Annotated in this window: 18 protein-coding genes; 2 read left to right on the top strand and 16 right to left on the bottom strand. The window is 46.9% G+C overall.

The features are described 5' to 3' along the window. Positions 1-180: 180 nt before the first annotated feature. On the top strand, positions 181-1,716 hold the full coding sequence (locus ACSW3C_RS00870) for an N-acetylmuramoyl-L-alanine amidase family protein (protein WP_486560358.1): 1,536 nt from the start codon (positions 181-183) through the stop codon (positions 1,714-1,716). Between the two features lie 46 nt (positions 1,717-1,762). On the opposite strand, the gene dtd is transcribed toward ACSW3C_RS00870, so the two are convergent. From dtd to ACSW3C_RS00905, 7 genes are all read right to left on the bottom strand, one after another. Continuing rightward, the gene (gene dtd / locus ACSW3C_RS00875) at positions 1,763-2,203 is read right to left on the bottom strand and encodes a D-aminoacyl-tRNA deacylase (RefSeq protein ID WP_486560359.1); all 441 of its coding nucleotides are present in this window, start codon (positions 2,201-2,203) and stop codon (positions 1,763-1,765) included. A 13-nt stretch (positions 2,204-2,216) separates the two neighbouring features. Then, positions 2,217-4,409, bottom strand: a complete 2,193-nt coding sequence (locus tag ACSW3C_RS00880; RefSeq protein WP_486560361.1) for a RelA/SpoT family protein — start codon at positions 4,407-4,409, stop codon at positions 2,217-2,219. 202 nt (positions 4,410-4,611) lie between these two features. Then, a complete protein-coding gene (locus ACSW3C_RS00885; protein WP_238082241.1) occupies positions 4,612-5,124 on the bottom strand; it encodes an adenine phosphoribosyltransferase in 513 nt (170 codons plus the stop codon). A 140-nt stretch (positions 5,125-5,264) separates the two neighbouring features. After that, the gene (gene recJ, locus ACSW3C_RS00890; protein WP_486560362.1) at positions 5,265-7,592 is read right to left on the bottom strand and encodes a single-stranded-DNA-specific exonuclease RecJ; all 2,328 of its coding nucleotides are present in this window, start codon (positions 7,590-7,592) and stop codon (positions 5,265-5,267) included. A 128-nt stretch (positions 7,593-7,720) separates the two neighbouring features. Then, positions 7,721-8,047 carry a lipopolysaccharide assembly protein LapA domain-containing protein gene (locus ACSW3C_RS00895; RefSeq protein WP_486560363.1) on the bottom strand — a complete coding sequence of 109 codons (327 nt, stop codon included), beginning with the start codon at positions 8,045-8,047 and terminating at the stop codon, positions 7,721-7,723. Positions 8,048-8,120: 73 nt separating this feature from the next. Further along, positions 8,121-10,388, bottom strand: a complete 2,268-nt coding sequence (gene secDF, locus ACSW3C_RS00900; protein ID WP_486560364.1) for a protein translocase subunit SecDF — start codon at positions 10,386-10,388, stop codon at positions 8,121-8,123. A 279-nt stretch (positions 10,389-10,667) separates the two neighbouring features. Then, entirely contained in the window at positions 10,668-10,976 is a 309-nt protein-coding gene (locus ACSW3C_RS00905; protein WP_238082249.1) for a post-transcriptional regulator, read from the bottom strand. 105 nt (positions 10,977-11,081) lie between these two features. Between ACSW3C_RS00905 and ACSW3C_RS00910 the strand changes: the two genes are divergently transcribed. Then, positions 11,082-12,599: a putative polysaccharide biosynthesis protein gene (locus ACSW3C_RS00910; protein WP_486560366.1), complete on the top strand. Its 1,518-nt coding sequence runs from the start codon at positions 11,082-11,084 to the stop codon at positions 12,597-12,599. On the opposite strand, the gene ACSW3C_RS00915 is transcribed toward ACSW3C_RS00910, so the two are convergent. The 9 genes from ACSW3C_RS00915 to pheA all read right to left on the bottom strand — a co-directional run bounded on the left by ACSW3C_RS00915 (position 12,593) and on the right by pheA (position 21,196). Further along, entirely contained in the window at positions 12,593-13,234 is a 642-nt protein-coding gene (locus ACSW3C_RS00915; RefSeq protein ID WP_486560367.1) for a DUF421 domain-containing protein, read from the bottom strand. The genes ACSW3C_RS00910 and ACSW3C_RS00915 overlap by 7 nt on opposite strands. Before the next feature lie 121 nt (positions 13,235-13,355). After that, complete coding sequence (gene yajC, locus ACSW3C_RS00920; RefSeq protein WP_486560858.1) at positions 13,356-13,601, bottom strand: preprotein translocase subunit YajC; 246 nt, start codon at positions 13,599-13,601, stop codon at positions 13,356-13,358. Positions 13,602-13,667: 66 nt separating this feature from the next. Continuing rightward, on the bottom strand, positions 13,668-14,807 hold the full coding sequence (gene tgt / locus ACSW3C_RS00925; RefSeq protein WP_486560368.1) for a tRNA guanosine(34) transglycosylase Tgt: 1,140 nt from the start codon (positions 14,805-14,807) through the stop codon (positions 13,668-13,670). A gap of 4 nt (positions 14,808-14,811) precedes the next feature. Beyond that, complete coding sequence (queA, locus tag ACSW3C_RS00930; protein ID WP_486560370.1) at positions 14,812-15,858, bottom strand: tRNA preQ1(34) S-adenosylmethionine ribosyltransferase-isomerase QueA; 1,047 nt, start codon at positions 15,856-15,858, stop codon at positions 14,812-14,814. A 45-nt stretch (positions 15,859-15,903) separates the two neighbouring features. Next, complete coding sequence (gene ruvB, locus ACSW3C_RS00935; RefSeq protein WP_238082259.1) at positions 15,904-16,905, bottom strand: Holliday junction branch migration DNA helicase RuvB; 1,002 nt, start codon at positions 16,903-16,905, stop codon at positions 15,904-15,906. Positions 16,906-16,926: 21 nt separating this feature from the next. Next, positions 16,927-17,532, bottom strand: a complete 606-nt coding sequence (ruvA, locus tag ACSW3C_RS00940; RefSeq protein WP_486560371.1) for a Holliday junction branch migration protein RuvA — start codon at positions 17,530-17,532, stop codon at positions 16,927-16,929. A 611-nt stretch (positions 17,533-18,143) separates the two neighbouring features. Further along, a complete protein-coding gene (locus tag ACSW3C_RS00945) occupies positions 18,144-19,016 on the bottom strand; it encodes a phosphotransferase (RefSeq protein WP_486560373.1) in 873 nt (290 codons plus the stop codon). A gap of 7 nt (positions 19,017-19,023) precedes the next feature. Then, a complete protein-coding gene (locus tag ACSW3C_RS00950) occupies positions 19,024-20,175 on the bottom strand; it encodes a LysM peptidoglycan-binding domain-containing protein (RefSeq protein ID WP_486560374.1) in 1,152 nt (383 codons plus the stop codon). 154 nt (positions 20,176-20,329) lie between these two features. After that, the gene (pheA, locus tag ACSW3C_RS00955) at positions 20,330-21,196 is read right to left on the bottom strand and encodes a prephenate dehydratase (RefSeq protein ID WP_486560376.1); all 867 of its coding nucleotides are present in this window, start codon (positions 21,194-21,196) and stop codon (positions 20,330-20,332) included. Positions 21,197-21,204 lie beyond the last annotated feature (8 nt).

The following is a 21,204-nucleotide window of genomic DNA, read 5'->3' on the forward strand; positions in this document are numbered from 1 at the left end:
TTTTTCGATTACTGACTATGTTAATCATTCAATAGCGGCGTGTCAACCCTTTTCCTCTACAATACTTCAAATTTGCAAAGGGAAAGGACAACGTGATTTGATGGAAAGAGAAATTCATATGGTTTTTTTGCTGAAAAAATTCTACAATATGAAGAAAGGATTGGAAAGGAGAATCATCAGTTGATCAGACGACGCATTGGAATCTTCGCTATCATTTTTTCCATTCTGCTTGGCACCACCTTGACAGGCGTCTATGCAAAAGGCAATTCTGCTGTCATTCAGGCTGACTCGATCAATGTCCGTTCTGGCCCGGGCCTCTCCTACCCGGTCATCGGATCTTTGAAAAAAGGAAAGGAAGTGGCCTATCTTTCCACTTCTGACGATTGGCTTGAAATAGATTGGAATGGACAAACCGGATGGATCGCTTCATGGCTGACCTCCCAAAATCATGCTGTTTCAGAAACACCAAAAACCATCGTTTCTAAAGTGGATTCACTGAATATCCGGACCTCCCCTTCCATCGGATCCTCCATCGTGGGCCGAATGAATGCCGGGGAAGAAGCGATCAAAACGGGGACTGATGGAGAATGGACAGCCATTACATTCCGCGGGATGGAAGGCTGGGTCCATCATGAATACATAACAGAAATTGATTCAGCACAAACACCAGAGCCATCTCCTGCAGTTGAAAAATCGGATGGCTTGAATGTTTTTACGGTCACTGTGGATGCGTTACATGTACGGAAGAAAGCCGACCAGTCTTCCAAAAAAGTAGGCATGGTCCATAAGGGAGAAACCTTCGCTGTTAAAGAAATCGATGGCAATTGGGTGAAGATTAATTTCTCCAAGAAAAAAGAGGGCTGGGTCTACTCCTTCCATGGCACCTTCTCCGGCGAAAGCCGTAAACAGGACACCGCCAAGACGAAACGTGACCAAGTTACAGCGCTGACAAACGGGACCAATATCCGGTCAGAAGCAACGACCTCCTCAGACGTTGTACTCCGGGCAAATGCAGGTGAGAAGTTCCAAGTGCTGCGTGATGAGGGCGATTGGTATAAGATCGAGCTCCCGGATGGCGGAGAAGCGTATATTGCCAAATGGGTCGTTTCGGACGATCGCGTCCCTGTCTTCAAGCTGGACGAGCCAAAGAAAAAGCAAGAGAGAGAACCTGGCACCTTAAAAGGCCTGACCATTGCGATTGACGCGGGGCATGGTGGAAATGACCGCGGAACAACCGGAGCTCGGGGAACGGACGAGAAAGTGTTAACCCTGCTAACCGCAGAATTATTGGAATCCAAATTGAAAGCCGCTGGCGCAGAGGTTATCATGACCCGTGACACGGATACGTATGTTTCCCTTCGTAAACGAGTCGCTGTCGGCCATCAGCATGCAGTAGATGCATTCGTAAGTTTGCATTACGATGCCAATCCGGATAGCTCCATTACTGGATTCACAACGTATTATACAAAGAAGACTCAAAAAGGTCTGGCCGAATCAATTAATAAAGGACTCGGCTCGACTGTCACACTTCGCAACCGAGGTGTGCAACCCGCCAATTATCTAGTTCTGCGGGAAAATATGCAGGACGCCATCTTAATCGAGCTTGGATTCTTATCCAATCCTTCGGAAGAACGAATCCTGACAACGGATGTTTTCCGTGAACAGGCGTCATATGGCATTTATCAAGGATTACTCGATTACTTTGATTCAAAATGATTATAAAAAAGGCAGGCACACCGAGTTTATATTCGGTGCCTGCCTTTTATTTTGATTCGATCATAAGGGTCACGGGACCGTCGTTCAATAAGTAGACGTCCATCATGGCGCCAAATACGCCTGTGGAAACTTCGAGTCCTTCCGCCTTCAGGCATTCATTGAAATACTCCCAAAGCGGCTTGGCCTGTTCCGGACGGGCCGCTTCAATAAAGCTCGGACGGCGGCCTTTACGCACATCTCCGTAAAGCGTGAACTGAGAAACAGAAAGAATGTCCCCGCCCACTTCATCAATGGAACGGTTCATCTTCCCTTCTTCGTCCTCCCATAGCCGTAGCCCTGCAATTTTCTTTGCAATGTACTCGGCATCTTCCTTGGTATCCTCATGCGTAATTCCGACAAGGAGGACATATCCTTTTTCAATCGATCCGGTTACTTCCCCATCTACCCGGACGGAAGCAGGGCCGGAACGCTGCAGCAATACTTTCATGAAAGACCCTCCTTTAATGAATAATACGCTGGACAGAATAAATATCACGGATTTGTTTAATCCGATCAACAATCCGTTGTAAGTGGGCAATATCTGTAATTTTAATGGTCATATTAATTCGCGCAATCTTATCACGGTCCGCTTTGCCGCTTACCGCGACCATCGGTGTCTTCGTATCGGCGACCACCATCATAACTTCATTCAATAAACCTTGACGATCGAATGCCGTCACTTCTATATCGACCTGGAACTCTTTCTTCGTGCTCGTCGGGCTGACGGCCCACTCCACATCAATCAGGCGATCTTCTTCCTCGGCTGTGTGCACATTCGGGCAATCGGCGCGATGGACCGAAACACCTCTCCCCTTCGTGATGAAACCGACAATTTCATCACCTGGGATCGGATTACAGCATTTTGAAAGACGTATCAGCAAGTTATCGATTCCTTTGACGATGACGCCCGACTCGGTTTCGATTGGCTGTGCCGTTTTCATATCAGATACGATTTTATCAATCGTATCCTGGCGTTCCCTTTGTCTCCGCAGTTTTTCCGCCAATCGGTTTACGACCTGCTGAGCTGTGATTCCGCCTGAACCGACCGCAGCATACATATCTTCCTCTGAAGTAAAGCTGAATTTTTCAATAGCACGCTGGATATTATCTGTCGTTAACACGTCTTTTTGTTCATATTCTTGCGTTTTGATCTCCCGCTCGACAAGTTCACGGCCTTTCGTGATATTCTCCTCGCGCAGCTGCTTTTTGAAAAATTGCCTAATTTTATTGCGTGCCTGCGACGTATTGGCAATTTTCAGCCAGTCCCGGCTCGGTCCGAATGACTGCTTGGACGTCAAAATTTCAACGATATCTCCAGTAAACAGCTCCGTATCAAGCGGCACCATCTTGCCATTCACTTTCGCTCCAATTGTCCGGTTTCCGACTTCAGAGTGGACCCGGTATGCAAAATCGATTGGCACGGAGCCCTTCGGTATTTCAATAACATCCCCATCAGGCGTGAACACGTACACCATATCCGAGAATAAATCGAACTTTAAAGACTCCATAAATTCTTCCGCATTGGAAGATTCGTTTTGGAACTCGAGAATTTCCCGGAACCACGTCAGTTTTTTATCGATATTTGTCGGCTTTTCGGTGACCGTTTTTCCTTCCTTGTATGCCCAGTGTGCAGCGACCCCGTATTCGGCAATTTTGTGCATCTCTTCTGTCCGGATTTGCACTTCAAGTGGATCTCCTTGCGGGCCGACGACAGTCGTATGGATCGATTGGTACAAATTCTGTTTCGGCATGGCGATATAATCCTTGAAACGCCCTGGCATCGGCTTCCATAGCGTATGGATAATGCCAAGCACTGCATAGCAATCTTTAATACTTTTAACCATGATCCGTACGGCTAACAGGTCATAGATCTCGTTAAATTCTTTCTTTTGCAGCACCATCTTGCGATAAATGGAATATAAATGCTTCGGCCTGCCGGAAATATCGGCTTCGATTCCCATTTCGCCGATTTCCTTATGAATCAGTTCCATGACATTTTTTAAGTAATTTTCACGTTCTACGCGCTTTCGTTTCATCAAATTGACAATCCGATAATACTGCTGCGGATTCAAGTACCGAAGTGCAGTGTCTTCTAGTTCCCACTTGATGGTGGAAATTCCGAGCCGATGTGCAAGCGGGGCGAAAATATCCAGCGTTTCCGCAGCCACCCGCCGCTGCTTCTCTTCAGGTACATGCTTCAATGTCCGCATGTTATGAAGACGGTCAGCAAGCTTGATGAGGATGACCCGGATATCTCTCGCCATCGCGATGAACATCTTGCGGTGATTCTCTGCCTGTTTCTCTTCGTTGGACTTGAATTTCAGTTTTTCCAATTTGGTAACGCCATCTACAAGGAGCGCCACTTCTTCTCCGAAATCACGGATGATGTCTTCACGGCTCACATTCGTGTCTTCGACGACATCGTGAAGAAAGCCGGCAGCGACCGTGGAGGGATCCATCTGTAATTGTGCCAGGATGCCAGCAACTTGGATCGGATGGAGGATATACGGCTCCCCGGAGCTTCTATATTGTCCTTCATGTGCGGATTTCGCAGCTTCATAAGCCTTCTTGACGAACGCAACATGTTGTTCATTCATATAAGAACCGATCAATTCAAAAATTTCTTCAGCTGACATGTCACGATTTTTCGCCATCATGTAACTCCTTTCGTGCTTTTCCGCTAAAAAATAATCGTATTACTATTGTATGTATAAACCGCGCTGAATGTAAAGAGCGGAATCTTCATTTCTGTTTCTGGCTTGCATTTAATAAATGACGAGGCATTATGTAAAGACGGGGCTAGCCTCATTTTAAGTATAATAAAGATCCTCCGCCCGCAAGCGAAGGATCTATTTGTCAATATGTGATAAGCGACTGGATTTCGTAGCCTTTCAGCTTTTCCCGGCCGTTCAAATACGTTAGTTCGATAATGAAAGCGCATCCAGCAACGACGCCTCCTAGTTTCTCAACAAGTTCAACTGTCGCACCGACTGTTCCGCCTGTCGCTAGAAGATCGTCGACGATCAGTACACGCTGTCCCGGTTTGATCGCATCCTTATGGATCGTCAATGAGTCTTTGCCATACTCCAGATCGTACTCCACTGCTATCGTTTCACGCGGCAGCTTGCCAGGCTTGCGGACAGGGGCAAATCCGACTTCCAGTGCGTAGGCAACCGGACAGCCGATAATGAAACCGCGCGCTTCAGGGCCCACAATGATATCCGTTCCTACCTGTTTAGCAAATTCGACTATTTGATCAGTGGCGTATTTATAAGCCTCACCGTTATCCATAATTGTTGTAATATCCTTAAAGCTGATGCCTTCCTTCGGATAATCCGGCACGATTGTCACATAACTTTTCAAATCCATTACTTTTCCTCCCAATAGACGTAATCAGTCTAAGCATCCGTTGTTCAAAAAGGAGGAGAAAAGGTAGTTCCACGTTTCCGAAATCGAGGATAAGCTCCCGCTTAATCGTAAACTGTCTATATCAAATACCTAACTTTTCACTATACTTTTTGAACATGCTGCAAAGAATCAAACCATTGTTTCAATTCCATATACGGAGCGTATAACAACATGCGTTCCATCTCAATTTGACGCTCTCTTTCCTTATAAGCGGGCGCTTCATTGAGATTCCGTTTGCTCGACGGCTCGCATACGAAAACGACACCATCCTCTATCTTAACAAATCCTAGTTCAAAAAACACCTTTGTCATGAAATAAATCGTCTCGATTTTCCATCCTTTATGTTTAGATAGCTGGGGAGCTTGTTCTTTTAAATGAAAGCTGCCTCTTTTTTTCAGGAAGCTGTAATACCATCCGAAATGTGATCGGTCTGGTATCCCTTCAAAGTACTTCGATTCCGTGACGTGGAAATGGGCGTAAATTCGTTTTGGATTCAGTTCATTCAGTAACGTCTCCACCGGTTCTGTCCCTTCCGGTAAATCGAGCAGGACCAAGTTGTCCATGTCCTGTATGTCATCTCGGCCGAAACAATAAATCGTTTCTTCCGGCATATACGGCTGGTATGAATGTGCGGTAGACTCATGGAAAGCGATGAAAGCAGTCGCCTTCTTCGGTACAGCCGGCAGCCAGCGGGATACTTCCCGCATTCCGCGGAGATCAAAGACTTGCCGCTCATCACAACGCACATCCCCTAGCAACAGTTGGGGCTTTTTCCTGCCGTTCCATTCGTTCACCTGGAGATCGCCTGTCAGTGATAGCTTTACAGCCGGGCTCATGTCGTCCGCCAATGCGCCAAGCCCAAAACCAATGGCATCCAGCTTGAGGCCGCTCTCTTCCACTTCCATTTTCAAATGATCCTTTGAGGCACCAATTTTCCGGATGCTCGTCGCCGAAACGTCTTCCAATAAAAAAACAGGCTTCTCAAACGACATGCCGAATGGCCGGAGCGTTTCCATCGAATCAATGATATCTACTTCGATTTCATCCAGTTTAATTGGCACGTCAATATGCAGTTTTGGCATAAGCAGCTCGTCCGACAGCATCCGTTTGCCTTGTTCATTTAATCTCTCGCGAAGAGTCTCCACGTCCTCTGCAGGCAACGTCATGCCGGCAGCCATTTGGTGGCCTCCAAAATGAGGCAGCAAATCGGCACATTTGGATAACTCTTTATATAAGTCAAACCCTTCAATACTTCGGGCTGATCCTTTCGCCATGCCTGTCTCATGATCGACCGACAGGATAATGGAAGGGCGATAATATTTTTCTGTCATCCGAGATGCCACAATACCGACGACGCCAGGATTCCAACCTTCTCCGTCCAGTACGATGACATAAGGCAGCATATCGCCATACAACGTTTCCATCATCTCTTCTGCCTGTTCGGTAATCAACGAAACGAGCGCTTGCCTTTCCTTGTTTAACGCGTCCAACTCTTCAGCCAGCGCAATCGCTTCCATCATATCATCAGACTTCAGCAGTTGGACTGCCGTCGCCGCACTGCCGAGCCGTCCCGGTGCATTCAACCGCGGGCCTATCCCAAAACCAATTGTTTCTTCGGTAATGGCCGCCTGTTCAGTTGAAGAGACTTTCGATAGCGCCTGGATGGCAGGACGTCCGGTATGGCGCATTCGCCGGATGCCTTCTTTAACAATGTACCGGTTTTCATCACGCAACGGCACCAAATCAGCTACCGTTCCAATCGCCGCAATCTCCAGCAGATCAGCGGGGATCTCTCCTAACAAGGCGGTCGCCACTTTAAAAGCAACTCCCACTCCTGCCAGCTCCCCAAATGGATAGTTTCCTTCCGGGTGCCGTGGATGAATGATGGCATCCGCCTCTGGGAGCTGTTCACCGATTTCGTGGTGATCCGTCACGATAATATCCATGCCTAACGATTTGGCGAAAGCGATCTGTTCAATGCCGGAAATCCCATTATCCACTGTGATAATAAGGTTTGCACCCGCTTCGGAAAGTTCCTGAAACAGTTCTTTGTTCGGCCCGTAGCCATGTTTGAAACGATCAGGTATAGCAAAGGCTACATCTCCGCCAAGTCTTTCGATTGCTGTTGTCATTACCGTGACACTTGTCACGCCATCCGCGTCATAATCCCCGTACACGACGATTTTTTCTTGATTGGCAATCGCTGTCTGAATACGTTCCACTGCTTTATCCATATCATAAAGGAGAAATGGATCATGTAAACTATCTTGATTCATATGTAAAAATGATTGGACTTCCTTCGCTTCTGTCAATCCACGGGAGGCGAGAATTTTCGCATGGATGGACGGAATGCCAAGCTCGTCTATCAGTGCATTCACAATCTTGTCATCAGGACGGCGAACTTTCCAGTTTTTCATCGACTCAATCAAAACTCTCACTTCCTTCTGATCCTATTATATCGAAAGGTTGGAGGCACATAAAGGAATACTATATCTTGACAATAAAATGCCTCAAAAAAAAGATGATGGGAATGACTCGCATCCCATCATCACTGCTATCAAATCGTTTCATTATCATTTACCGTCGATACTTCCTTTTGCAGGGCAGCGATTTCATTTTGCTGCATGGCGATTTGAATTTCTTTGGCATTCGTCTCTTTTAATTGTTCATTTAGTTTGCGTTGAAGGGAGACAGACTTGATCATGGCGATCATGCTGCTGATGGCGGCTCCCAACAAAGCAGAAAACAAGATTACAAGTATAAGTGGCAAATGTCCTGTGCCGACGACATAGTTCACTTCAACGGCATTGACATTCACAACAGCGAAAACTGCGATAATAATTGCAAAAACGATACCAAAAATTAATCCCCATTGTGTCTTCATCTAAACGTCCCCCTCGGCATAGAAAAACAGGATATACCTTTTCGTATACCCTGTTCTTCCGAAACATAACGTATTACACAACCGGCTCGTCTGAACCCCATTGTTTTTTGTCTTTTTTCACTTGCAATTTTCCAGCTTTTTTCATTTCCTTCACCTTCAGATCGTACCAGATCTGTGCTGAAATATAGATGGAGGAATACGTCCCTGCAAACAGACCGATCAAAAGAGCGATCGAGAATGGACGGATTGACTCGGCACCTAAGAAGATCAAGGCTACGACAACGATGACGACTGTCAGTACCGTATTAACCGAACGTCCAAGTGTCTGACGCAACGATTTATTTACAATATCCGCTAAATGGTCTGCATTGTCGATATGGCCGACACGGTTCAAGTTCTCACGGATTCGGTCAAACGTAACAATCGTATCGTTAATCGAATAACCGACGATAGTGAGAACTGCTGCGATGAAGGTGATGTCCACTTCCAAACGCGACAAGCTGAAGACGGCGACCATGAAGAATGCATCATGCAGCAAGCCGACGATGGCTGAAACACCCATGCGCCATTCGAATCGAAGCGCCACATAGACGACAATCCCAAGAGCTGCATACAACAATGCTTTCAAAGCATTTCTCACAAGTTCCTTCCCTACTGTGTCTGAGACGGTCGAAACATTCGGTTCATGACCGTATTTCGCCTTGAGATCAGCTTTAATTTTATTAACTTCTTCTTGCTTAAATTCCTGTTTAAACCGGGCAACCCCGATTTCTTTCTTGTCACCGGAAATGACGATATCATCTGTTGAATGGCCAATGCCCTCAAGTGACTTGGACACTTCTTCCGTCGTCAGTGATTTATCCGATAAGATTTCTACACGGGTACCACTCGAGAAATCGATTCCCAAATTCAATTTGAAAATGCCAAGCGCCACGATACCGGCTACAATTAGAACGATGGAGATGGTGTAAAAACGTTTTCGAGCATGAACGAAATCGAAGCGATCGAATTTCGTTGTCAAGTCAAGCGTGTCCACTTCTTCCTCAGGCGCATGCACACGTTTCTTCGAAATGCCAAACAAACCAGTTTTGCCGTCGAGCATTCCGCTGTTTACGAGTAGGCCTAACAAGAGACGGGAGCCCCAAACCGCAGTAAGGAAGCTGACTGCAATGCTGATAATCAACATTGTTGCAAACCCTTTAACCGAGCTTGTCCCGAATATGAAGAGAACAACTGCTGCAAGCAATGTGGTGATATTGGCATCCAAGATGGCTGTGAACGATGACTTTGAACCAGCATGGAATGCCGTTTTCACTGATTTGCCTACGCGCAGTTCCTCACGGATCCGTTCATACGTCAGGATGTTCGCATCCACTGCCATACCGACACCGAGCATGAGGGCCGCGATGCCTGGTAGTGTGAGAACACCGTTAATTAACGTGAAGACAAGCAAAATCAGATAGATATATACTGACAATGTCGCGACAGCTACAAAGCCTGGCAGACGGTAATAGAACAGCATGAAGATGAAGATTAACGCAATACCGACAATACCGGCAAAAATCGTCTTATCCAATGCCTGCTCCCCGAACTGGGCTCCGACAGAAGTCGAATATTTCTCTTCTAAATGAACTGGCAATGCGCCTGCATTCAAAATACCTGCTAAATTTTTCGTTTCATCGGTTGTGAAGCTACCGGAGATTTCAACGTTTGAAGAATTGATTGTCTGTTTAACGTAAGGAGCTGAAATGAATTTCGGCTTTTCCTTTTTCGCTTCTTCGCGGAAAGAATCCTTTCCTTCTTCAAAATCAAGCCAGATAACCATTACATTATCAGGAGCCATTTGAGCTACTCGAGATGTGATTTCACCGAACTTGTCCGGATCCTTCATTTCCAATGTAACGACTGGATTGCCTGTCTCTCCAAAATTGGCTTTTGCCTTTCCTTGCTTCAAATCCGTTCCATCGAGCAACAAATTATCGTTTGCATCACGGAAAGTAAGATTCGCTTGCGTAGAAAGTAATTTCCGAGCCGATTCCTGGTCTTCGACACCAGCCAATTGGACACGGATCCGATTACCGGATTCAATCTGAATGCTCGGCTCGCTGACACCGAGTACGTCAACACGGTTGCGCAACGCTCGTTGTGTATCATTGACGACTTCTTCGGTTATTTTCTGGCCTTTCTTGAGCGGTTCAACTTGATAAAGCACTTCAAATCCGCCCTGCAGATCAAGACCTAAGTTAACATCTTTTAAAATCGAGTTGGTCGTAGAACCGATTAACGAACCGAGTAATACGAGCAACAATAAGAACGATACAATACGTCCTCTTTTCTTCATAATGAATTTCCCCCTCTGTACACAGTTAAATGATCATCAGCTGCATACAGTTAATGAATATGGTCATACTCCAACTTGCCTACTACATACTTAACAGACGTTGACAGGATCCTTCAATCCACGCCCCCTTCCAAAATAAAATCAAATGGCTGTTCGGATGGATCAGTCAACTATCCGCATATCCTATTAAAATTACAGAAGATGTATAATTAAAAATGCAACACACCAATTATGAGACAGCAAAGCCCCATTGTCAAATGGTTGGACGGATTTACCCCATCAATTTCCCTTGTTTTTCGGAGCTAATAACAGCTGCAATTCATCGCTGTTTAAATCAGAAAACCAATTGGATTCCCTCTGTTCCTCAATCTGCGTATAGGTCATAAATTCCGCTGGCGTCAGTTTCAGAATATCGTTGATCACTTCATGAATCCGCATCGATCCTACGTCCTTTTTCCTCCATCTCTTGCGGATGCAATAGGTCCAAATATCTTCTTCCTTCACCGTATCATATCCATATAGATGGAATTCATTGCGCTTGCTTTCAATTGCAGGCAGTGCATGTTCGAAAATATCTTTGTGTTCCATTATCGTCATCCCCCATTCATTTTCGGGCTAGTCGTAAACGGTCATTTCTCCGCATAGGTTTAGTGTATACGAAACGATCGGAATTGAGAAGGAGATGTTTGGTAAATGTCTACATTCATTCGCGGCACAGCCATTCTAATGGTCGCAGTCTTTACAACGAAGCTGCTTGGATTCGTATATCGCATCCAATTTATGCGGGTGGCGGGAGAGGAAGCAGTAGGAATTTATATGACCGCTTATCCCGCTTTCATCTTTTTTCTATCACTCGTCCAATTGGGCGTACCGATTGCTATAGCCAAAGTAATAGCGGAACTGAAGGCGAAAGGTGAAACAGCCAAATTGCCAGCTGTCATGAAAACCGCCACTTTCATCACCATATTGACGGCTGTAGTGTTCATACCGGCTTCCATCTTGTTCGTACCTTATTTATCCGAAACACTTTTAGGCAATAGCGCCACGTCATCGGCCCTCTATGTCGGCATTGCCATCATTCCCATCGCCGCGATCGGCGGGCTCATCCGTGGGTATTTTCAAGGGATTGTCCGCATCGAAGAAACCGCTTGGTCGCAAATCATTGAACAGATTTGCCGAATTGCACTGATCACCTGGATGCTGCCGACATTCCTCATCGAAGGAAACAGCCCGATGAACGCAGCCTACGCCATGGGCATTACCTTGCTTGCAGAAGGCTTGTCCGTGCTTTACTTATTTTATAAATACCATAAGCACAAAAGAAAAGAACCAATTGCCAATAAGGAAGTTCACCGGTATCCGATGGAGCCTCTTCTTTCGATCGCGCTCCCTTCTTCAGGCAGCCGATTATTTGGTACGTTCACCTGGTTTTTGGAGCCGATCATTTTCTTGCGTGCCCTTTCCATGGCGGGCGTTGGTGCCGTAGCGGCTACCTCGCTGTACGGGGTCATCTCCGGCGTTCTCATCCCGTTGCTCTTGTTTCCGTCATTCATCCCTTATGCGCTCTCTGTTGTCCTTGTACCGGCTGTCAGCGGTGCCGCAGCTACAAGCAATAAGAGCAAGCTGAAAGAACGGGTTCATCTCGCCCTCCGCCTTTCTGCTTTGACGGGAGCTTTCGCGGCCGCCGTTTTTTATGTACACGGACATGCGATGGCAGTCAAGCTGTTTCGCGTTTCCGACGGGGCGCAGTATATGTCTCTGCTGGCACCCATTTTCTTTTTCTACTATATCCAAAGTCCGTTATACTCCATTTTGCAGGCGACGGGCGACGCAAAAGCCGGCATGATGAATTCCGTTTATGGCGGCATTGCCAAACTCGGAGTCATGTTCGTCCTCGCTTCCCAACCCGGCCTGCAAGAAACCGGGGCTGTACTAGCCATCGGATTTGGTGTATTAGTGACATCGTTTCTTCATGTGGCGACATTGCGTAAAAACAAGGCAGCAGCGGCAGGTTTTACGATGTTTGCCCTTCCCTATGTCTCCTTTATCGCAACCGCTGTGCTCAGGCCGATTTTCATTCCGGTGGGCAAGTACGGGCTGATAGCAGAATGTCTTATTACAACCGCCTTCTTACTGGTCGTTCTGCTTATATTAGGGCAAGTGAAAAAGAACGACTTCCTCATGCTAAAAAGGCTGGTCAAAAATCACTGAAACTCTTCTTTCAGCTGAAAGTGGAGTTTTCCTTTTTCGTATGAGCAATAAAAGATATGCCTGTAGTCCTCAACACCTTGTGATTTCAGCTCCTTCAGCATCCAGTCTTCCGTTTTTCCCATTTGAGTGAGGTGGCGCTGTTGAATGACACCATCCGAAATGAGGGCGAGGACTGGCTCTGTTTGATCTGTTGTAAAGACGGATAGATTGCCCGAGGGTTCCAGAAAGGCATGGGTGACATCTTGAATCGAACCGACTTGCTGTTCTCGAAGCTGTTGGAATAAATCATCCAAATTATAGCGTTGCTTGCGCATTTCACTTTCAAGTATCTTTCCATCCTCAATGATCATCGTTGGGTCGCCGTCCACTAAATCCCTGAATTTTTTACTTTTCAAAGAAATGAAAGATGTAATCAGCTGGATGAGGAGCAAGATAATTATGGGGACGATGGACTCGATTAATGGCTGGTCGGGTGATTCCAATGCGAAGGCAGCCACTTCGGCCATGATGACAAAAACGACGATGTCGATGACGCTTAATTCACCAACCTCCCGTTTCCCCATCAATCGCATGATGATTAATATCAGAATGTATAAAAATACAGTCCGAAATCCGGTTTGGAACAAGTTGCTCATGGGCCTCCTCCTTTCCAAGAAAGGATACCCTTCACACGCTTGCACCTATACAACAAAAGTCCAGAATCAAAAAGAGATGCTCACCTAAGCGGTTAAACCGCAAGGCAGCATCTCTGTTTTTTTAGGATTGGCTCGACTCGATCACTCGTCCAACTGCTTGTTTATCAAATTGAAGAGTTGTCCCATCTTGCACTTTCAAAAATACAGATGATTCATCAACCGCGTCGATTGTTCCATGAAGACCGCCGATCGTGATGACCTTATCTCCACGTTTTAATGATTCTTGCATAGAACGCGTCTGCTTCTGTCTCTTTTGTGCAGGACGGATGAGCAAAAACCACATAATTGCGAACATGACTACGAGCATAATAATGCTACTATACTGACCACCCAAAAAATATCCCCCCTCTACTCAATATTTATTATACAAGATTCAAAAGTTTTTTGCATTTGGTTTGTTAAATCCGTATTGTTCAAAAAACTCTTCACGGAAGTCGCCTAAGCGGTCGTTCCGTATCGCCTCACGCACTTTCTCCATTAAATTCAGGAGGAAGTAGAGGTTATGATAGGACGTCAAACGAAGGCCAAAGGTTTCATTTGCGCGAATCAGATGGCGAATGTACGCCCGGCTATAATTTTTGCAAGCATAGCAATCGCAGTTCGGATCAAGCGGACCGAAATCACGTTCATACTTTGCATTTTTGACGACAAGACGTCCTTCACTTGTCATCAAAGTGCCGTTGCGGGCAATCCGTGTAGGCAGCACGCAGTCAAACATGTCCACGCCGCGGATCGCCCCGTCAATTAATGAATCGGGAGACCCGACACCCATTAAATATCTCGGTTTGTCAACTGGCAACAGAGGTGTTGTGAACTCCAGCACGCGGTTCATGATGTCTTTCGGTTCCCCGACAGACAAACCTCCGATCGCATACCCCGGAAAATCAAGGGAGACGAGATCCTTCGCACTCTGCTTGCGGAGCTCTTCAAATTCCCCGCCCTGCACAATGCCGAACAGTCCTTGATCCTCAGGGCGCGCATGGGCCTGAAGACACCGTTCTGCCCATCTGGACGTCCGCTCCACGCTGGACTTCATATATTCGTAGGTTGCAGGATACGGTGGACACTCATCAAATGCCATCATAATATCCGATCCGAGCGCGTTTTGGATTTCCATCGCGCCTTCTGGACTCAGGAACAGCTTGCTGCCATTCAGGTGATGCCTGAAATGCACGCCTTCTTCCTCTATCTTACGGAAATCACTTAAAGAAAATACTTGAAATCCTCCAGAATCAGTTAAAATAGGCCGGTCCCAGTTCATGAATTTATGGAGACCGCCCGCCTCCCGGATGACCTCGTGGCCCGGACGAAGCCAAAGGTGGTACGTGTTGCTCAGAATGATGCCCGCTCCGATCTGCTTCAATTCTTCGGGCGACATGGTCTTGACAGTGGCCAATGTGCCGACCGGCATGAAGGCCGGCGTTTCAAATGAACCATGTGGCGTATGGACGATACCAAGCCGCGCGCCTGTTTGTTTACAAGTTTTAATATGTTCGTACGTAATGGCTGCCATGAAATTAATCCTTTCTTTTTGGCGTTCTGATGAACATCGCATCCCCGAAACTGAAGAATCGGTATCGTTGTTCAACCGCCTCATTATAAGCTGCTAAAATATGCTCCCGAGAAGAAAGAGCGGAAACGAGCATGATCAATGTTGATTTCGGCAAGTGAAAGTTTGTCAACAATCCATCCAAAATACTGAATTTATATCCAGGATAGATGAAAATGGAGGTCCAGCCGCTGGAAGCCACAATTTTCCCGTTATTGGCGCTTGCGATCGTTTCCAATGTACGCGCGGATGTCGTTCCGATGGCAAACACACGGCCTCCATTTTCTTTTGCAGAGTTGATAGCGTCCGCGGCTTCCTCCGTGACATTGTAGTATTCGGAATGCATCGTATGATCCTCAATCGTATCCGAGCTGACCGGACGGAATGTCCCAAGCCCGACATGCAGGGTGATAAAGGCAATCCCGACACCTTTTTCTTTGATCCGCTGTAATATCTCTTCAGTGAAATGAAGGCCGGCTGTCGGTGCCGCAGCAGAACCTCTCTCCTTCGCAAATACCGTCTGATAACGGGATTGGTCTTCAAGAGTTTCTGTAATATATGGAGGCAAGGGCATTTGGCCGAGGGCATCCAAAATCTCATAAAAGATCCCTTCGTAGACGAACTTGAAAATCCGCCCTCCCTGTTCCAACACTTCCACACATTCCGCTTTCAATCTTCCATCACCAAAGGATACGACCGTTCCCGGTTTGACTCGCTTGGCAGGTTTGACAAGCGTTTCCCACTGATCCTCTCCTGTTTCCTTCAATAACAAGAGCTCAATGGAAGCGCCTGTATCCTCTTTCGTGCCGATCAAGCGGGCCGGCAACACCTTTGTATTGTTAAGGACGATTAGATCGCCCTCCTCGAGTTCATCTACAATATCCCGAAAGATCTTATGTTCCACTTCACCGGTCTCGCGATCGAACAGCATCAGCCGGCTTGCCGTTCGATCGGCAAGCGGCGTTTGAGCGATCAATTCTTCCGGAAGTTCAAAATCAAAATCATTTACATCCATTCGTCCAGTTACTCCCTTATGATAAATTAAGTGCTATCCAGGTCTTTATTCATTCTCCCCGTAAGCATAACCGAAATGCTCATAGGCTAAGCGTGTAGCGATTCTTCCACGGGGTGTCCGCTGCAAAAAGCCGATCTGCAAAAGATAAGGCTCATAGACATCCTCAATTGTTATGGATTCCTCGCCGATGCTCGCCGAAATTGTATCCAATCCGACCGGGCCTCCACGGAACCGCTCAATCATGCTTTTGAGCAGTTTATGGTCGATATGGTCGAGACCATGTGAATCGACCTGCAGCATTTCCAGCGCTTCTTTGACGATAATTTCATCAATCGTGCCATTTCCACGCACTTGCGCATAATCCCGTACACGCCGCAAAAGCCGGTTGGCGATTCGGGGGGTGCCACGGGAACGCCTCGCAATTTCTTCTGCGGCGCTTTCCATGATTTCCACGTCAAACAGACCCGCGCTGCGCTGGATGATTTCTTGCAGAGGTTTCACTTCATAATATTCCAGCCGCAGCGGCACGCCAAAGCGATCTCGCAGCGGAGCCGATAAGGAGCCGGCTCTCGTCGTTGCGCCGATCAATGTGAACGGAGGCAGATCGAGCCGGATTGACTTGGCAGCCGGCCCTTTGCCGACAACGATATCAAGGCAAAAATCCTCCATTGCCGGATAAAGGACTTCTTCAATAGCCCGATTCAACCGATGGATCTCATCAATGAAAAGGACATCGCCCGGTTCCAGGGATGACACGACTGCCGCCAGATCACCAGGACGTTCGATGGCAGGACCACTCGTCATCCTGACATTCACACCCATTTCATTCGCAATAACGGCTGCAAGGGTCGTCTTGCCAAGTCCCGGCGGCCCATAAAGCAGAACATGATCCAAACTCTCATTACGCCCTTTGGCTGCCTCGATGAATATGCTCAGATTTTCTTTCACCTGAGCCTGTCCAATATATTGTGACAATGTCTGCGGCCTGAGCGACTGCTCAAATCCTTCATCAAAATGGGAATGTTCACTGGATACAACCCGCTCCATCCAAGCCCCCTCCTTTCAACTCTATTTCTGTTTCAATAAAAGCTGCAAAGCCAGTTTCATATAACCTTCCGTGTCGCGCTCCTCTTTTTGAAGATGCGGTTTCACTTTCGACAGTTCTCTAGCGGAATACCCAAGTGCTTCGAGCGCCAGCAGCGCCTCTTCCAAATCATCGTTTTCAGCCATCGATAACAGGGATGGCTCGTCCCCGGGCATATCAATCTCGAGAAATAGATCATGCAATTTCCCTTTCAAATCCAGAATCATCTGGCGTGCCGTCTTCTTGCCTACCCCTGGGAATTTGGTTAGGAAACTCTCGTCCTCCCGTTCGATCGCCCCGACGACTTGCGAAGGAATGCCGCTCGCCAAAATAGCCAATGCGCCTTTCGGGCCAATGCCGGACACAGTTATCAATTTTTTGAACAGCTCCCGCTGCTCCAACGTCTTGAAACCTAACAGCCATTGCATATCTTCCCTGACATGCATATAGGTGAAAACTTGCTGCATCTCTTCCGTCTGATGGAACACATAAGGGTTCGGTGTCATAATCTGATAACCGATTCCGCCTTGTTCCAGCGTTATGTATTCCGGCGTCACACGCGTAACCTTGCCTTTTATATAATCGTACAAAGAACTCTCCCCCTACATCAATATTACGATTATAGCATACGAACGGGTTTTCTACCTATCCAAGAGCAATAGATTGCATGTAAGAGAAATGAAAGTATTATCTGTCATCCGTGTTTTTTATTTGGCGTGATTACGTCCACGTATCTGCGCATAAACCTGTAACCACCCGTGCCTATGCAGATTGCGTCTATGCATTAATTTTCATTAACCGAGCATACCGTCTATTCTTCTAAACAAGACAGTTACTCATTTGTGCATGACATACGATACCCGAGTATAACCACCACGCATCCAAGCATAACTAACACGCACTCGAGCATAACCAACACGCAACCGCGCATTGACCCACCACACCCGAGCATAACTAACACGCACTCGCGCATTAAACCACTACACCCGAGCATAACCAATACGCACCCGCGCATAAAGCATCCCCACGCACCCTTTAGCATCTTAACTAATCAAGTAAAATAACAAAAAAAGCCGCTACAAGAGCGGCCATCCAGTTATCTTTTCCCTATCGTTTTCATCTAAATCGAACCATCGAATCCTGTTCCAATCAAAAGGAATCATATCACCGAAAAGGTAGTGTAGATCATGGACTCCCCAAATTACTTCATTCTTTTTTCCACGTCATACCATAGCTTCGGCCAAGCGAATAAAGCGGCTTCCGTAAACGGGATCAGTTGCCTTGCCAGCTTTTGCTGATTGTGTTCAGGCAGCGTCAAGAGATGAAGCCATTCCCTGAGTATTTCATTAGGATACAATAGCATCGCTTTTGCACTTCGGTTCATCTTGTCAAGCGCCTGTTGTTCCTCAAATAGAAAATCGACATTGTAGGAGACATGCGGTAAAACCCGATGGCTCCATAACGCCAGCTCGGTATCCGGATGTGAGGTGCAAGCCAGATCGAAATCAATTAAACGAATAACCCCATTTTCATCCCTAAGAATATTATGGTGCACTACGTCTCCATGCAGTAAGGTGTGTTGCCCGATTGCTTCTTTGGCGTGTTGCTTGACAATCGGCAGCGCTTCCTTTGCATAAAAAATGATTTCCTGTACTCGGCGGACACCAATCAGTTGTTGAAAAAAAGCTCGATGATCGAGGAACCGATTAAGCCGGTCGGTCCATTTCATCATTAACGGATAGGTATGCAAATAGGGAGACGCTTTCCAATTATTATGCCGGTCTGTCTGGTGGAGTTCCCGCAATGCAGTTAAAGAATCTGTTCGATCCGACCGGCGTTTGTAGCTGACCGGCCTCGCATTTTCCAGCCATGGCTGTTTTAGCAACAACTGATCCTCCGTCGGCAGTAAAGGCACGATATGAGGAAAATTTAATTTCTCCAATTCTTCATGGACATATTTCACTTTGACTGCAGTGGACATGGAACGATATTGCTTCAACGAATATTTCGTTCCGCCTTCTTCCACTTTCCACACATTATCTTTGATCTGCTTGACATTGGACTCCAGCGTCATACGCCGGTCAGTAAGCTCCGTACGAGTTGTAACCGTAATGTGGTCCAGCTATCGGCATCGGATGACACGGTCCATAACATGGTGCCGGCATGCCCCAGCAAGGATGCTGGTACATTGGTGAAACATGCATAGGCTGTTGTCCGCAGCCACAGTCACAGCCTTGACTGCAACCGAATTGGTAAGGCTGCGGGTGCATTGGATAGATGTGATATGGTTGGTTTTGAGCAGGCGAAATCATTTGAGGCACATATCCCTGTTCAGGCGGACAGTGGACGGATTCCTCCCATTGCTGCTGCATCATCGGTGATTCCTTCTCTTCTTTTTCAAACATCGGGGACTCCACCATTTTCCATCCACCCGACATCGGATATTGCGGCGGGAACGCACCTGGTGCCTGCCCCGGACAGATTGGAGACTCTTCCTTGCATTCTTCATTCATCTCAGGCATGTATGGCATTTGCATTTGCGGCATTTGCATTTGTGGCATCTGCATTTGAGGTTGCTGCATCGGATACATATGTGGATGGCAATCGACATCAAAACAAGGCATGCATCCACATGGTATTGTAAAGATCGGTTGAATGTATTGCGGCATCGGATATGGCATTGGCATTGGCATTGGATACGGCATCGCCACCGGCGGCATCTGTGGTGTTTGGACTGTTGGTGATTCCTCTTCCGGAGTCGGCATGGACGGCGGCATTGGCGGCATTGGTGGCATCTGTGGTGTTGGCGGTATCGGTGTCATGGTCGGCGGCTTTGAAACAGGCGGCTTCACGCTAGGCGGCCTTTCAGAGCTAGGTGGCTTAGTCGGGCTAGGCGGTTTCGTTGCACTCGGCGGCTTCATCATTGGCGGCTTCGGTACTTCTGGTGATTCCTCTGCAGTCGGCAGCGGAATAGGAGGCGCCGGAGTCGTCGGTTTAGATGGCTGGACCGGTTTTTGCTGAGGCTTTACCGCTTCCCCTTTTGTTTTAGGTAATGTCGTTCCAGGTTTTGCTTGGTGTTCATGTTTCGCAGGCAAAAAGATCTTCATTCCAGGCACAATATAATCCGGGTTCGCCAAATGGGCGTTCACCCGTTTCAACTCTTCAAAGGGAATCCCATACTGCCTTGCGATTTTCCATAATGTATCCCCTTTTACCACTACATGGACTTCCACTAAAAAAATCCCCCTTCCATCAATCCATCGTATGAACGAACGCCCGTATTTGTGACCTTTAATTTCGTTAAGGCATCCTTACTCCCATGTATACTGCCGGAGAACTGCCAATATACATAAAAAGCCACGTTCAAAATTTTGAACGTGGCGTTTATTATGCATATGTGAAGTATGTGCCGAATGACCGAACCGAGCAATGCAGAGCGGCTAGTTCCTCCATTGCGCCTTTCATCATTGGATGTTCTTCCGATTCCATGACATCAATGATAAAAAAGTAATTCCCCAGTCCTGTCTTTAATGGCCGGGATTCAATTTTACTTAAATTCAATTTACGCCAGGCGAAAACTGATAGAATTTGATGCAGCACCCCTGACCGATCATCTTCCGGCAACTTCACCATCAGCGTCGTCTTTGGCTGTCCGGAGTGGCCGTCCAGTTCAAGCTGGCCTTTACGCAATGACAGGACAACGAACCGGGTATGATTAAAATGAAAATCATGAATGCTTTCCTCAGCAATATGCAAATCATATTTTTCGGCAGCCAATCGGTTCCCGATGGCGGCAATCCTTTGTTCGGGATGCTCTGCTACATATTTCGCGGCAGCCGCTGTAGAGGTTGTTTGGATAAGCGGAACACGCCGGTAATGGTATTGCAAGTATTTATGGCACTGTGCGAGAGCGTGTGGGTGAGAGTGGACAGATTCCACTGTTCCGCTGCCATTCTTATGTAATTTATTCACCATTAAATGTTGTTCGATCGGAGTCGATATTTCCGCATTGATAAACAGTTCGCTCCCATGGAATAAATAATCAATCGTTAACGGTACCGAACCCTCAAGTGCATTTTCGAGCGGGACGATTGCGTAGGCGACATGCCCTGCTGAAACAGCTTCTATGCAGTCTGGAATCGTCGGATGCGGCACGAGGCCTGCCTCTTCGAATAATTGTGTCGCCGCCACATGCGTGAACGATGCCTCGGGCCCTAAATAAGCGACTGATGGAGTAAATATGTTCTTAGCCATGATAAACC

This window comes from Sporosarcina sp. AD_1, from assembly GCF_057373025.1.